This window comes from Bdellovibrio svalbardensis (assembly GCF_029531655.1).
In the GTDB taxonomy this organism is placed as follows: Bacteria; Bdellovibrionota; Bdellovibrionia; order Bdellovibrionales; family Bdellovibrionaceae; genus Bdellovibrio; species Bdellovibrio svalbardensis.
Window position 1 is genome coordinate 29,981 of sequence record NZ_JANRMI010000001.1, and the last position, 13,380, is coordinate 43,360.

The 13,380-nt window shown below is 45.7% G+C and carries 14 protein-coding genes; 2 read left to right on the plus strand and 12 right to left on the minus strand.

Annotated elements, in window-relative coordinates; genetic code table 11:
• Window positions 1–75 precede the first annotated feature (75 nt).
• The 7 genes from NWE73_RS00140 to NWE73_RS00170 form a co-directional block, all read right to left on the minus strand.
• Window positions 76–300, minus strand: coding sequence for a hypothetical protein (locus tag NWE73_RS00140; protein WP_277576238.1), 225 nt, complete (start codon window positions 298–300; stop codon window positions 76–78).
• A gap of 31 nt (window positions 301–331) precedes the next feature.
• A complete protein-coding gene (locus NWE73_RS00145; RefSeq protein WP_277576239.1) occupies window positions 332–2,194 on the minus strand; it encodes a HAMP domain-containing sensor histidine kinase in 1,863 nt (620 codons plus the stop codon).
• A 101-nt stretch (window positions 2,195–2,295) separates the two neighbouring features.
• Window positions 2,296–3,267 carry a hypothetical protein gene (locus tag NWE73_RS00150; RefSeq protein WP_277576240.1) on the minus strand — a complete coding sequence of 324 codons (972 nt, stop codon included), beginning with the start codon at window positions 3,265–3,267 and terminating at the stop codon, window positions 2,296–2,298.
• Complete coding sequence (locus NWE73_RS00155) at window positions 3,248–3,718, minus strand: hypothetical protein (protein ID WP_277576241.1); 471 nt, start codon at window positions 3,716–3,718, stop codon at window positions 3,248–3,250. Before NWE73_RS00155 ends, NWE73_RS00150 begins: the two co-directional genes overlap by 20 nt.
• A gap of 10 nt (window positions 3,719–3,728) precedes the next feature.
• Window positions 3,729–4,772 (minus strand): rod shape-determining protein, encoded by a 1,044-nt coding sequence (locus NWE73_RS00160; protein ID WP_088616163.1) that lies wholly within the window; start codon window positions 4,770–4,772, stop codon window positions 3,729–3,731.
• 112 nt (window positions 4,773–4,884) lie between these two features.
• Window positions 4,885–5,925, minus strand: coding sequence for a hypothetical protein (locus NWE73_RS00165; RefSeq protein WP_277576242.1), 1,041 nt, complete (start codon window positions 5,923–5,925; stop codon window positions 4,885–4,887).
• 15 nt (window positions 5,926–5,940) lie between these two features.
• Window positions 5,941–6,453 carry a hypothetical protein gene (locus tag NWE73_RS00170; protein ID WP_277576243.1) on the minus strand — a complete coding sequence of 171 codons (513 nt, stop codon included), beginning with the start codon at window positions 6,451–6,453 and terminating at the stop codon, window positions 5,941–5,943.
• A 370-nt stretch (window positions 6,454–6,823) separates the two neighbouring features.
• On the opposite strand from NWE73_RS00170, the gene NWE73_RS00175 reads away from it, so the two are divergent.
• A complete protein-coding gene (locus tag NWE73_RS00175; RefSeq protein WP_277576244.1) occupies window positions 6,824–7,279 on the plus strand; it encodes an AP2 domain-containing protein in 456 nt (151 codons plus the stop codon).
• A gap of 27 nt (window positions 7,280–7,306) precedes the next feature.
• Here NWE73_RS00175 and NWE73_RS00180 read toward each other — a convergent pair whose 3' ends face one another.
• Together NWE73_RS00180 and NWE73_RS00185 are read right to left on the minus strand one after the other, a co-directional pair.
• The gene (locus NWE73_RS00180) at window positions 7,307–8,941 is read right to left on the minus strand and encodes a glycerol-3-phosphate dehydrogenase/oxidase (protein ID WP_277576245.1); all 1,635 of its coding nucleotides are present in this window, start codon (window positions 8,939–8,941) and stop codon (window positions 7,307–7,309) included.
• A gap of 4 nt (window positions 8,942–8,945) precedes the next feature.
• Complete coding sequence (locus NWE73_RS00185; protein WP_277576246.1) at window positions 8,946–9,401, minus strand: hypothetical protein; 456 nt, start codon at window positions 9,399–9,401, stop codon at window positions 8,946–8,948.
• A 53-nt stretch (window positions 9,402–9,454) separates the two neighbouring features.
• Between NWE73_RS00185 and NWE73_RS00190 the strand changes: the two genes are divergently transcribed.
• Window positions 9,455–10,198 carry an HAD family hydrolase gene (locus NWE73_RS00190; RefSeq protein ID WP_277576247.1) on the plus strand — a complete coding sequence of 248 codons (744 nt, stop codon included), beginning with the start codon at window positions 9,455–9,457 and terminating at the stop codon, window positions 10,196–10,198.
• A gap of 76 nt (window positions 10,199–10,274) precedes the next feature.
• Here NWE73_RS00190 and NWE73_RS00195 read toward each other — a convergent pair whose 3' ends face one another.
• The 3 genes from NWE73_RS00195 to NWE73_RS00205 are packed head-to-tail and all read right to left on the minus strand — an operon-like array spanning window position 10,275 to window position 13,373.
• The gene (locus NWE73_RS00195; protein WP_277576248.1) at window positions 10,275–11,594 is read right to left on the minus strand and encodes an aminopeptidase P family protein; all 1,320 of its coding nucleotides are present in this window, start codon (window positions 11,592–11,594) and stop codon (window positions 10,275–10,277) included.
• 8 nt (window positions 11,595–11,602) lie between these two features.
• Window positions 11,603–12,631 carry a patatin-like phospholipase family protein gene (locus tag NWE73_RS00200; protein WP_277576249.1) on the minus strand — a complete coding sequence of 343 codons (1,029 nt, stop codon included), beginning with the start codon at window positions 12,629–12,631 and terminating at the stop codon, window positions 11,603–11,605.
• The gene (locus tag NWE73_RS00205; protein WP_277576250.1) at window positions 12,591–13,373 is read right to left on the minus strand and encodes a TlyA family RNA methyltransferase; all 783 of its coding nucleotides are present in this window, start codon (window positions 13,371–13,373) and stop codon (window positions 12,591–12,593) included. Before NWE73_RS00205 ends, NWE73_RS00200 begins: the two co-directional genes overlap by 41 nt.
• Between the last annotated feature and the right edge of the window lie 7 nt (window positions 13,374–13,380).

Below are 13,380 nucleotides of genomic sequence, written 5' to 3' on the forward strand. Positions count from 1 at the left end.
AAAGAGATCGGATATCGGTAAAGAATGGGTTAAGACAATCTGGCCTTAAGGACTTATCCGTGGGAATGCATGCAACTAAGGAGCCGTGGCACTTACGACGGAAGCCGGTCCTCTGCGAGTCATTTGGATTTTAAGCTTATCAGGAGAGTTCTGTTTGATGGCGACTTTGCCTGCAGATGAAGCCTTTATTTCAATATCTCCACGCAATGGAACTGTGCCCGCAATAAACAAACTTTTTGAGTTTGCCTGTGCGGTCAAAGAACCTACTAAAATTGCTGTGAACAATATCGCGAGCCTCATAGTCTTCCTATCGGAAGACTAGACTAAAGCTTTAGGACGTTAGTTGGGGATGCTTATCTTGTACTGGTGGGTAAACTGGGATAATTACAATAAATTCAGTACCTACGCCCACTTGTGATCGCACCTGAATCTCTCCGCCGTGATTTTGAACAATGCCGTATGAAATACTTAAGCCCAACCCTGTACCTTGTCCCACGCCTTTAGTCGTGAAGAATGGATCAAAGATCTTCTCAAGAGTTTCCGCGCTCATGCCCTTGCCACTGTCTTGAACTGAGATTTGCACCCAACCCGTTTTATCTTTCGAACCTTTATAATCTTTCAACGCCATCGTTGAAATCCACACATGCCCCTGCCCGTCGATGGCCTGAACTGCGTTGGAAAGAATGTTCATAAAGACCTGATTCACTTGGCTCGCATAACAATGCACCAACGGTGTTGGTTCATACTGTCTGTGGATTTCAATACGATTTTTAATTTCACCCTGCAAAAGATTAAGAGTGGTATCAAGACTTTGATGAACATCAATCTCTTGCAACTTCGCTTCTTCCAAGCGTGAGAAATTGCGCAAGCCTAAGACGATATCGCGAGTTCGGCGAGCTCCGTCCTGACAGGAAGAAACCAGTTTCGGCAAATCTTTTACGATATAGTCGAACTCGTATTCCTCTTTTAAGGCTGTTAGCTTCTTAGGATCTTTTTCTGCGACATCCGCAATCTCAATCAGCTTTTCCGAGTAGTCTTGAAGATGAGTCATGTTGCTGTAGATAAAGCCAATCGGATTATTCAGCTCATGAGCCACACCAGCAACAAGTTGCCCCAGGCTGACCATCTTCGCTGAATGAACCAGTTTTGTCTGAGTGTCTTTAAGCTCTTTATTTGCTGACTCAAGTTCTGTGATTTTTTTGCGAAGATCCGATCGGGCAGTCCAAATCTTCTTACTCATCTCGTTAAAGCTTTCGGTCAACAGACCAATCTCAGTGTCATTCTTCACTGGAATTGTGACTGCCTGCTCTTGGGATTCGAAAGACTGAAGAGCTTCCACAAGATCATAAAGTGGTTTAAGCACCCAACTTGAAGTCACCAGGATTGTCAGAATAAGCAAAACAACGACAGCTCCGACGACAGTCATGAAGGTGTAGTTAACGTTTTTCAAGACGGCAATCGCTTCAGATTTAGAGGCGCCTAGAGCGACGTAAAATTTCGTAATACCCCAATCAAGTGGGTAAACCAAAAATCCGTAGGGATTTCCACGCACATTCAAATCAAAGAAGGGCTCTGCACCTGGTCGGAAATAATTTTTAAAGAAATCTTTTTTGTAGAGATAAAAGTCAGGATGACTTGCGACAACCACTTGGCCGTTATCTTTAAAAAGAATCAACTCCAATTTCAATCTATTCTTAATTTTTGAAAGAAAGTCTTTATTCAAATCGACGATTTGTTCGATATAACCCACAGTGCGCCCGCCAGCAGCCGTCACTTTTGAGATCAAAATCAAATTGAGCTTTTGGTTTTCAGTAAATTCCGCAAGACTGATTTCTTTACTGTCTTTCAAATCCGCCATGTACTTCGCTGACAGAAAAACCGCATCTTGGACAGGAACAAAACTTCGGACGTTTTCTTTGTCATCTTTGAAGACAGACGCCAGCATGCGACCTTCTCTATCAAAGAACGTTAGGCTGGAAATCCCATCGGATTTTAACCATCCGGAAGAGAGTCCTTTAAGAGTCGCGCCATCGCCTATCGAGATATGGTAGGTTAGACTTGGATCCCGAACATAACGATCTCTTTTTTGCAGAAGATTCGTTTTATAGTCATTAAGGATGATTCCAATTTCACGGGCGTTTCCACTCAAGCGCTGAGAAAGCTCATGGTCGATGGCCTTTTCATACTTGATCATGGAGTATCCGGTAACGAAGGCCAAAGGAACAACGGAGAATAGGACGAACCAAACGATTAGAATCGTTCTTAATGATCGCTTAGGTTTACGTCTTGATGTTTTCACTTTTTAGCTTCATCCACAGTCAGAATCAGACGAATGATTCCGTCAGGCATCACACGCGGATGTTTTTCTTTTCCGATGTGAACCTTCCCGTAGGTCGCAAGATAGTTTGAAAGTTCCTGATATTTCGCCTGAGGAATTGTGAAGTGATAGTACATTGACTTGGATGTCTTCTGCCAACCAAGCTCTACCCCACCGGCTTTACGACCGCCCAATTCAATAATTTTATCGGTGATCTTAGGGCCGACTACCGCCAGGTTGGTCACCCCGATATCACCACGGAAAAGAAATCCACCAGAACCCGCAGGCGCAATATCAGATTTCTCTTCTTCCATCTTTGCCACCGCGGTCGGTGACGGAGCTGGAGTCGGAACTGCTTTCACTGGAACCGCAGGTGCCGCCGGAACTTTCGCTGCTGTTGCGGCAGGCTTTGGAGTTGGCGTCACCAAAGGTTTCGCCGTCTTAGCATCTTCATCCACAAATTGTGGTTTTTCCTCAATCGGCTGTTGAGCTGTTTCGGTTTTAGAAACTTCCGCCAACACAACTTCTTTAGAACCGGTCGAAATACCCATGTTCAAAAGTTTCTGCCACGGAGCAATCGTCAGAACGGAAACAATCACCGCAACCACGACAAGAGCTTCAAGACCCCACTTCAAACCTTGAGGCCATTTGTCGAAGTTCGACTTCTGCATCAACGTTGTAAGATAAGTCGACGTGGTATTGATTTGTTCAATGATTGGTTGAGAAACGATGGTGTTAGCCAACTGACTTGCGTAGGCATCTCCATTTTGGATTTTATTAAGATCCAACTGTGCATCACGAGAGTATTTAACATGATCAGCAACTGCGCTTGAGCGCTCCTCATCGAGCATCCCAGAGAGATAGTCATAAAGAAGCTCATGCCCGATAAAGGGAGAAATCTCCCTCTTGCCTTTTTTTGAGAACGGAATCTTATTTTCCTGCTGAGCCATGCTTTAGTTTACTCACACCTTGGGTCATCGTTCCTAGTTTGCGTAAAGATCTTCCAAGACGATAACGAATCGTGCCTGAAGTGATCCCCAGCCCCTCTGAGATATCTTGATCATCAATTTTTAAAATTTTAGACCAAATAACTGTTAAAAGCTCGTCTTCAGAAGCAGTCTTCTGAAATTCACGCCATGGGCCTAGATCGACACCCTCTGGAACAAGCCAGCCGGATTCGACGGTGGTGTTAGGACGTCCACGTGCTACGCGCACTTTGAACTTATCCCAAACAGCTTTGGTTGCGGAAACCAAAGCCACTGAGTTTTTAATTTCTGGATTTCGTTTTTTCTTGTCTAGACAAACGGCTAGGGCTTGAGTCGAAGCCTCGATCGCCTTTTTATCATCTAGCAAAGCAAAGTAGAAGAAGAGTGCGATCGATTGAATGTCAGCTTCGGTCATATAATAGATACTAATCGACAGTTAGCTGTCTGAGAAGGTCAAGCTGGTCTAGAACTTTACCTGATCCCATCACGACACAGCTCAAAGGATCTTCCGCGATAGAAACTGGAAGACCAGTTCTTTCACGAAGAAGAACGTCGAGGTTTGCAAGCAAAGCTCCCCCACCTGTCAGAACAATACCGTTATCAACGATATCAGATGCAAGTTCTGGTGGAGTTTTTTCAAGCGCCGTACGAACAGCATCGACAACCTCTGAAAGAGGATCCATCAATGCATCGTTCACTTGTGAGCTAGTGATCTCGATAGTTTTCGGAGCACCGGCAACAAGGTCACGACCTTTGATTTCCATCGTTTTTTCTTCTTCGAACGGATAGGCGTTACCAATTTGGATTTTGATGTTTTCCGCAGTTCTTTCACCGATCAACAAGTTGAACTGACGACGTACGTAGTTCACGATCGCTTCATCGAACTTATCGCCTGCAACCTTGATAGATTTACAGTAAACGATACCGCCCAAAGAGATAACTGCAACACCAGTCGTACCACCGCCCATATCGACAACCATGTTGCCTGATGGTTCAGTGATTGGAAGACCGGCACCGATCGCAGCTGCCATTGGCTCTTCGATCAAATACACTTCACGTGCACCTGCAGATTGAGCTGCTTCTTTTACCGCACGTTTTTCAACCTGAGTGATTCCGTAAGGAACGCAGATAATGATACGTGGACGGATGAAAGATTTTTTCTCACCAAGTGATTTACCGATGAAATATTTAAGCATGGATTGTGTCACTTCAAAGTCAGCGATAACACCGTCTTTGATCGGACGAATGGCAACGATACTACCAGGAGTACGTCCCAACATGTCTTTCGCTTCTTTACCGACAGCAAGAACGCGGTTTTGCATTCCGCGATAGTTCTTTTGAACTGCGACAACGGATGGTTCATCAAGAATGATACCGCGGCCTTTTACGTAAACGAGAGTGTTTGCGGTGCCGAGATCGATGGCGATATCATTCGAAAAATAGTCTTGTACTTTATCAAAAAAACTCATGCTGAAACTCACTTCAGAGAAAATTTCAAATAGGGCCTAATATCTGTTAACAGCTCAAGTCTAGGTATAATGAAAACCAGAGTCAATGCGGATATTTAGGCCCACCAGTGAGTTATTTTGACGCAGGAGCACAACTAAGGACTATGTTTATCCCTGAATCTCGCGAACTAAATCGAATCTCCAGACCTTCATTCAGTGTGCTTTCAGCCCTCATAGATTTGTCATAGTCGAGGTCTGCAATCTCCAACTCCACTTTCTCGTCTTGCCCATTCATCGCGGGTTTCAGACGCAAGGAGATGTTTTCAGAAGCGCTATTTCCGAAGATCTGTTTGGACGTTTCGGAGCGCATGTCCCAGTTCACCAGCTCTTCCCGAGGGTTGCGATTGCCGTCCGATTTATAGGTACAGCGCACCTGGTGAAGATCTACTTTGGGTTTTTTAAATGAGCTGTCGCTCATGCAAACAACCTGGGTTTCCTGCTGGGCACTCTCATTTTGCACAAACAATGAGATTTGCGAGCCTAAGTTACTACGCACCAAGTAGGCATCGCTGCCATTGCCTTGAACCAGACCCACAACACCCTCCGCCGGAAGATTTCGTTGAGAGGCGTTCATGGTGAACTTTGCTCGCCCAAAGGTTGCGGAGATGGTTCCAAGAATGTCGTAAGAACGATCTGCACGGCCATCCCAGAAAATGTCGCGAATCACTTGGCGATTTCTTGGATTGAACGGGTTCAAGCTCTGCAACAAAGTGCGATCCTTAAGATCACTACCATTCACCACACAACGAGCGGAGTTCATGATATTCATCGTTCCCGGCTGAATCACCGTCCCACCGTTCACACACAAGCGATTGAAGGCCGCGACACGAAGCTCGCGCGCGCAGTTGTTGTTAAGGGCGTCATTCAGCATGGCATCACAATAGCCTTTTACGCTGGTGAATTCGCGTCGCCCCGTCGAGCAGGTATTTGTTGAAAATTGATAGGTATATTTTCCGTTAACCACTGGAATTGTGTTCGGGGTTGTCGGAGTCGTCGTGGTTGGAGTCGCCACCGGCGAAGGCACTGGAGTTGCCCCACTTCCGCCGCCACCATTGGAGCAAGCGGCAATGGAAAGAGAGAGCATCGCAAAAGTTATTTTCAATGTGCTTTTCATGGTGACCTCCGGGAACTATTTTTGACAAGTGAACTGTGCCGACGCCAAAGTCGCTACCAACAAAGCTTTCGCCTTATTTTGCGCTTTTACGCTGACCAATTCGTTGCCATCATATCTCAAACCAATTTGAATAATCATTTTAAGACCTTTCAAAGACTCTCCTGTCTGTGGAAGATCATTCGTATCCAGTTTAAAAGTTTCACCATTCGAAAAAATGTTCTCCGAATGAGTGAAATAGGAATACATACCCTTACTCTCTTCAGCGATGCCCAGGACCTCACCGCCACCTTTTTCGCGAATCTCAGTTCGCGGGCCATAGCCATCGCTTTTTTCTGCGATAATTTCAAAAACCTGGGAAGCACCCTCAAGAATAACGCTTTTTAAGAGGTCACCCTCTCTCACAATCTTCACCGCACAGGCTTTTCCATCAATGCCGATGCCTTTCATAACTTGCGTTTGCTCCGCAGCCACACCCTTAAGGGAAAAAAGGATCCCGGCACACATCAGAACCAGCTTCGTTTTCTTCATAGTTTCTCCTGTACGTTCAAGAATGGGTTTACTTCCTAATCGGAATGCAGATATGCCACTTTCATTCCACCCCCTCAGCGCCATGGCGAGACGGTCATGTGATTTTAGGGCAGCCTCAGGTGTCGATGAACTAGACAAGGGCCACAAAGGGGCACCCCGAAATAAGCGCGGATGCAACAATACTTCCGTAGAGATTTTGATTTTCCAATACAGATTGGGACCCAAGCAGCTATAAACTGGTAGCTATTAACTGACCCTCAGAATAGGACCTCATCAAATGACTGAAACGCCGACGACCAGGGACTGGTGCTACCTCACCCTCAACAAAGGGCACAAAGTAAAAATAGACAAGGAAGATTCTGCTCGAGTTATGCAGCATACATGGCGTGTCCTGCAAAAAGAGTCGGGACGACTTAAGGTAGTCACGACCATCGTAACTGAAAAAGGCAATCGCGTGCTGTCACTTGGACAGTTTCTAATGAACCCACCCAAAGGAAAGATGGTCTATCCCAGACGATTCCAAGACGGTCTTGATTATCGCAAATCCAACTTGATCGTCTGCACGATGGCAGAACGTCAGCGTCTGCTGCCCAAAACCAGAGGAGAAAAAAGCTCTCAATTCAAAGGCGTTTCTTACTCTGCAAAACAGAAAAAATGGCGCGCAAGTATTCGGATCAACGGCAAAGGCATTGCATTGGGAACTTTTGAAACAGAACTAGAAGCAGCCAAAGCCTATAACAAGGCCGCCAAAGAGCACTTCGGTGACATCGGTTATCAAAACCAAATCGTGCCACGCAAAAATATTAAAAGACCTGGTGATGATTAAACCCGATTGAGATCGTGGAAGAAGTTTTTAGAGGTGCTTCTTCCACTCTAATTCGTGAGCCATATACTCATTCAGCATTTTCTTTTCATCGTTCAATCGAGAATCCGTCCATCCCATTTTTTCCTGAAAGACCTTGCCGATTTCATCCATATACTTCACACCATGATGGCGATCCGCCAGGAAGAGATGCACGCGTCGAGCATAGAAGTCGCGTAAATGAAGACACATAGTATTGTCGATAGCTTGAGCGGCTTCAAGCTGCCAGTAGCTATAGCTTTCGCTGTATTTACTGCAAATCACTTCGGCTTCTTTGCCATATCTGTCTACGAGCTGCTGCAGATCTTCTGCAGAACGAGCCAATTCAGAAGACCAACTGTAGACCAAAGATTGCGCCTGTTGGAAGTTTTCAACGCCCGTGTAATCGTTCAACGGTAAAGTTGTATCCGGTCTCGCGAACTTAATCTTTTCTTCCATCGAGAAGAATTCCAGAGCCTTTTCCACAGTCTGTTGGCACATCAAGCGATAGGTCGTATATTTACCACCCGCCACAAAAGTGACTCCTCGATGATCATTGATGATCGTATGTTCGCGGCTGGTTTTACCCTCGCTGGATGATCCATCATTTACCAGAGGTCGCACCCCTGCATAAGTTGCAATAATATCCTGCGCTGTCACTTTCGCACCCGGGAAATATTGATGGGTGATATCCAACAAATATTTCACATCTTCAGGGGTGGTCGTAACGTTTTCTGGAGCTTCTTTATAGTCTGTGTCCGTCGTCCCAATGATAATCATCTCGTGACGAGGGATACCAAAAACAATGCGATCTTCTTTTTCCGCTCCCATCACCACCGCACTTGAAAGCGGCAGGCGATGTTTTGGCAAGGTGAGATGGACCCCTTTGGTTGGACGAAGAATTTTTTTCCAATCCTTCAAAAGATTCTGACCAACCTCATCGGTCCAAGGGCCGACAGAGCTGATCACATGGCGGGCTTTAATGGCAAATTTTTCTCCGCCCACTTGATCTTCACAAAGAACAGCGGAAATCTTTCCATCGCTGCCAAACTGGGCGCCACTGGCTTTTATATAGTTCGCACAAATCGCCCCATTTTCATTGGCAGAGCGTAAAGTCTCAATCACAAGGCGGTCATCATCCATATAGGCATCAGAGTAGATATAAGAGCCTACAAGATTTGTTTCACGCAAAGCTGGCATTCTTGCCAAGGATTCCTTCGAGCTGCAGCGTTCATGCATCTCCGGAGTTTGGAACAAAGACAAGGCATCATAGAGCCACATCCCAAGGCCCATTTTGAACATTCCCACTCGGCTTTCCTGATACAAGGGAATCATAAAGCGCAAAGGATGCACTAAGTGCGGTGCCATTTCGAACAACTTCGTGCGTTCATTCAAAGCTTCGAAAACTAATTTAAACTCCAGATTTTCCAGATAGCGGATGCCACCATGAATAAGTTTGCTGGACTTGGAAGAAGTCCCAGAAGCGAAGTCTCTGGTTTCAATCAAAGCGACTTTCATGCCACGAGCCGAAGCATCACGCGCGACTCCGGCACCGTTAATTCCTCCTCCAATGATCACAAGGTCAAATTCTTGTGTTTTCATTTTTCCAATATTTTGGATTCGATTGGCGAAAGAGAAATTTTTCATAAGATCACCCTTTTGTAGTCTTCACAGAAATCGTCCCAGGCTTCCATGTCTCAGGCTTAAAGCCGCTTACAGAGTTAGGCACTCCATTTTCCTGCGGGAAGTAGACACGTTGTAGATGTTTTTCGCGGCCCAGTTTATACGCCAACTCACACAACTCATCGCGGGCTTGCAATGAACAATGCTGAACATGCTCAACCCAAAGAGACTGAGTTTGACCGTCTAGAAATAATAATGGCTGCGCAATGAAATAGCCCATTAGTTTATGAGTTTCACTGTCTCTGGCCAGAAAACTCCAGCCCATTGGAATATAGTGATTCAGAGCTTCAAGGCGAAACTTGGAGTTCCAGCCTGCTATCATGCGCTCCATTTCATCGGGATATGCTTCCTGCAATTTTTTGTTTTCAAGATCCAGGATTTCTTGCAGGTCTTCTGCCAAAATTACTTTGCAATAGAGGCTCATGGTCGCGGGGCTCCCCTTGTCAATTTACTGATCCTATTTCATACTAAGAGAGCATGAAATACAAAGACTATTCCCAAGACATTTGGACGCGCCTTCATTCGACACTTGATGAGGTTTTAAAATCAGATTCGCATCCTGTTGCAGCCTTCGACGCGGATGGAACCTTGTGGGATATCGATTTGGGAGAAAGCTTTTTCCACCACCAGATTGATAACAAACTTGTGCAACTCCCCAATAATCCGTGGGAACACTATGAGACTTTGAAAGCCGCTAATCCGGTCGAGGCCTACCTTTGGCTAGCTCAAATCTGTCAAAGCCAAGAACTTAAAACAGTTCATGAGTGGGCGAAGGATTCCTTAAAAGGAATCTCTCCAGTTCCTGTCTTTTCAGAACAGAAAAAACTGATCGAGCTGTTTCTTTCCCGAGGAGTTCAGGTCTACATCATCACCGCCTCAGTGAAGTGGGCAGTGGAGCCTGGCGCGGCTCTGTTGGGTCTTAAATATGAGGATGTTCTGGGTGTAGAAACCATCCAGATCAACGGTGTCATCACTGAACAGCAAAAGGGAACTGTGACTTACAAACAGGGCAAGGTAGATGCTTTGCTTGAAAGAACCGGTGGGAAGAAGCCGTTCTTTGCCAGCGGCAACACCATGGGTGATTTCCAGCTTCTGCAATCAGCAACTCATTTAAGCCTGGCTGTCAGCGCTGCTTCTCGCGACGACAAACTCTTTAAGACAGAGGCCGAACTGGCGCAACACGCGCAATCCAGTGGTTGGTTGTCACATCGCTTTATCTAATTTGATCGCTAATTCTAAAAATAAAAAAAGCCCGTTCAACATCATTGAGCGGGCTTTTATTTTCATTTAATTCAGTTTAGTTCTTGCCGACAACTTTTTCGATGTCAGAGATTTCTTTTGGTACTGAAGTGGTCATGTTTTCAGTTCCGTGAGACGTCACACGAATGTTGTCTTCGATACGGATACCGATTCCACGATACTTCTGAGGTGCTGATGTATCATCCGCAGGGATGTACAAGCCTGGCTCAACAGTGAAGCACATATTCGCTTCCAAAGGGCGAGGCTCGCCTTTTTTAAAGTAAAGCCCTGAATCATGAACATCCATCCCCAACCAGTGACCGATACCATGTGGATAGTACTTCTTCTGTGCAAGAGCTTGGATCAAGTCTTCTTTGCGACCAGAAAGCAATCCCAGTTCCAACATTGCGTCCGTTAGCATCGATGTTCCCATATCATGCAATTCTTTAAACACCACACCTGGTTTGATAAAGTCGATGATCGCCTTTTGAACTTTCAATACAGCCTCATAGACACGCGCTTGCTCATCCGTGAACTTACCATTCACTGGATAAGTTCTGGTGATGTCACCGGTGTAATAGTTGTACTCTGCACCCGCATCAATCAAAAGAAGATCACCATCTTTGCAGACTTGATCGTTGAAATTGTAATGCAAAGTCGTCGCCGAATTTCCTGATGCCACGATGAAGCCGTAACCTTCACGCGCTGACCCCTTCATGTAGAAATGATGAGCCAAAACAGCCTGAACCTGGCGTTCATTCACGCCTGGACGAGTGAAACGCATCGCTGCCAAGTGCGCCTGTGCGGAGATTTCGCAAGCCTCGCGCAATTGTGTCAGTTCATATTCTGATTTCACCAAACGGTGCTCACCGATCAAAGTGTCAGCATCATGAATAGTCAGCAAACCGTAACCAGTGCGGCCCTGAAGGGCTTTCACAGTTTCCAGAACTGTTTGCATTCTCTCATCAACTTCTTTGTTTTTAAACTGACGATAGTAAACGCGGTCCACTTCTTTCAAAAGTTGCGGAGCGACTTTTTCAAATTCGTCGATTGGGTAGCATTTCTCGATTTTGAATTCACGTTCGCAACCTTCCGGTCCATAACGGAATCCATCCCACGTTTCTCTTTCAACGTCTTTACGACGTGTGAACATTACCGTTTCTGGTTTCAAACCTGGGCGATAGATCAAGATCGAATCTGGCTCTTCCCATCCGGTGAGGTAAAACAAATTCGAATCCTGACGATATGGGAAATGCACATCATGGTTGCGAATCAATTCCGGGTGAGCAGCAACTACCAAGGCTCCACCTTGGATCTCTTGTCCAATTTTTCTTCTTCTCTCTGCAAAAATACTCATGTCGTAGATTGGTTTTCTCATCGTTGCTCCTATATGCCCCATTTACGCGTCAATGATTTCAATTGTTTGGCCGCCGATTCTGCGCCCTTGTTCATGATCTCACGGCGTTTATCGAAATCCATAATACCATACTCAGAAGTGTCCAGCGAGATCACACTGTCGACTCCTGGCAAAGGCTTATTATACACGCCCGAGATCTCACTCCATAATACATTATCAGTTGCTGAGGTGTCCAAAGTGAAGGGTTTAGCCCCTCCTGGTGGTTGCAATACGTTCACGAGAACGATGTAGTTGGCACCTTTTGAACGCAGATAATTGGCCAAAGCAGTGACATCCCGAATGGCACTGATATTCCCTTGGTAAGGTTGAAAGAAAGGCGGATAAGCCATGCAGAAATAAAGAATCTGCTCGAGGCTTCCGCGATTCATCAAGAACACCTGGTTCTTTTTCATGTTGTAAGAGGGACATGCAAACGGAAGCTTAAAATCTTCCACCTTTGCTTTGTTAAATGCCGTGTTCGCAAAATCTTTCAACAGAGATACTTCGTTGTTTTTATGAACCGAGCCCAAAAGGCTCTTCTTCACAACCTGATCATCTTTAAGTTTGAACATCTGCCACTCGACATCGTTAGCCAACTCACGGTTTGCATACAATGCCGCCATCGGCGTCGCCAACTCAATGCCCCCAATGGCATAGACTGGAACCTTGAATTTCGCGAGCTCATGCAAAAAGCCGATGTGTGCATAAGTTTTGGCCCCGCCCGCGCCCAGGATAATTCCAATTTTTGGCAAAGCCGGAATCACTGGAGCCGGCAAAGGAGGTGGCGCCATTTCTGTTGTCTGTGGAATATTCTCTGATTGAGTTACAGGTACTGGAGTGGGTTGCTGTTGCTCGCGCGGAGCCGAAGGTGCCGAAGTTGATGGATGCGATGAAGAAGGTTGAGTGCTTTTACGAATGTCTTCTCTGGTACGAACTGATTGGCAGCCCGCCAAAACCAGTAACGCCAGGAACCAACTCTTATTTGCTCGCAGATTTTTTTGCGAAAACAAAGAACTCATGATTGCCATCCTTTCCTTCGATGGAAGATGCAAAATAGTCTTTCACTTCAAAGCCGTGATTTGCACAGCAGGATTTGATCTTTTCTTCGACTTTTGCATAGAGAGAAACATCCTTGACGATACCACCCCTAGCCAGCCCGTCAACGCCGACTTCAAACTGAGGCTTTACAAGACTCAACAAATGGCCAGTGGGCTTTAGGAAAGTCGCAAGCTCAGGAATGATCAGCTCAATGGAGATAAATGAAACGTCCATGACAATAAGATCAAACTTCTGTGAAGGAGTTAAAGCCAAAACTCTATCCTCTTGGGATAGAGCTCTCGCGTTCACACCTTCTAATACTTTTAGCTTCGGATGATCTTTGAGCATGACACTAACTTGTCCATGACCGACATCTACACCCAGAACAAAGTCAGCACCCTGTTGAAGCAAGCAGTCTGTAAATCCACCCGTTGAAATGCCAACATCTAAAGCTTGCAGACCTTTCACGGAAAGACCAACATGTGCCAATGCTCCCTCAAGCTTCAGGCCACCGCGTGAGACATAGCGATTGGCGGGACCCAATTCAACAATGATATTGCCGGCCATTCCAGGCTCAACTGCCAAACTTGATTTTTTAAGTGGTTTCTTTTGGGTACCTTGCTCGAGGAAAACCTGACCCGCTTCGATCAACTCCTGAGCATGAGTCCGCGAAGATGCGAAACCCTTTTCCACGAGATAGAGATCTAAACGAGTCTTTGCCATACGGCTT

Bases quoted from the DNA above. Each gene is read 5' to 3' on its own strand.
- NWE73_RS00170 (WP_277576243.1), bottom strand. From the start codon at position 6,453: ATGAAGAAAACGAAGCTGGTTCTGATGTGTGCCGGGATCCTTTTTTCC.
- NWE73_RS00200 (WP_277576249.1), bottom strand. From the start codon at position 12,631: ATGAGTTCTTTGTTTTCGCAAAAAAATCTGCGAGCAAATAAGAGTTGG.
- NWE73_RS00180 (WP_277576245.1), bottom strand. From the start codon at position 8,941: ATGAAAAATTTCTCTTTCGCCAATCGAATCCAAAATATTGGAAAAATG.
- NWE73_RS00150 (WP_277576240.1), bottom strand. From the start codon at position 3,267: ATGGCTCAGCAGGAAAATAAGATTCCGTTCTCAAAAAAAGGCAAGAGG.
- NWE73_RS00190 (WP_277576247.1), top strand. From the start codon at position 9,455: ATGAAATACAAAGACTATTCCCAAGACATTTGGACGCGCCTTCATTCG.
- NWE73_RS00140 (WP_277576238.1), bottom strand. From the start codon at position 300: ATGAGGCTCGCGATATTGTTCACAGCAATTTTAGTAGGTTCTTTGACC.
- NWE73_RS00160 (WP_088616163.1), bottom strand. From the start codon at position 4,772: ATGAGTTTTTTTGATAAAGTACAAGACTATTTTTCGAATGATATCGCC.
- NWE73_RS00145 (WP_277576239.1), bottom strand. From the start codon at position 2,194: ATGATCAAGTATGAAAAGGCCATCGACCATGAGCTTTCTCAGCGCTTG.
- NWE73_RS00175 (WP_277576244.1), top strand. From the start codon at position 6,824: ATGCAGCATACATGGCGTGTCCTGCAAAAAGAGTCGGGACGACTTAAG.
- NWE73_RS00195 (WP_277576248.1), bottom strand. From the start codon at position 11,594: ATGAGAAAACCAATCTACGACATGAGTATTTTTGCAGAGAGAAGAAGA.
- NWE73_RS00155 (WP_277576241.1), bottom strand. From the start codon at position 3,718: ATGACCGAAGCTGACATTCAATCGATCGCACTCTTCTTCTACTTTGCT.
- NWE73_RS00185 (WP_277576246.1), bottom strand. From the start codon at position 9,401: ATGAGCCTCTATTGCAAAGTAATTTTGGCAGAAGACCTGCAAGAAATC.
- NWE73_RS00205 (WP_277576250.1), bottom strand. From the start codon at position 13,373: ATGGCAAAGACTCGTTTAGATCTCTATCTCGTGGAAAAGGGTTTCGCA.
- NWE73_RS00165 (WP_277576242.1), bottom strand. From the start codon at position 5,925: ATGAAAAGCACATTGAAAATAACTTTTGCGATGCTCTCTCTTTCCATT.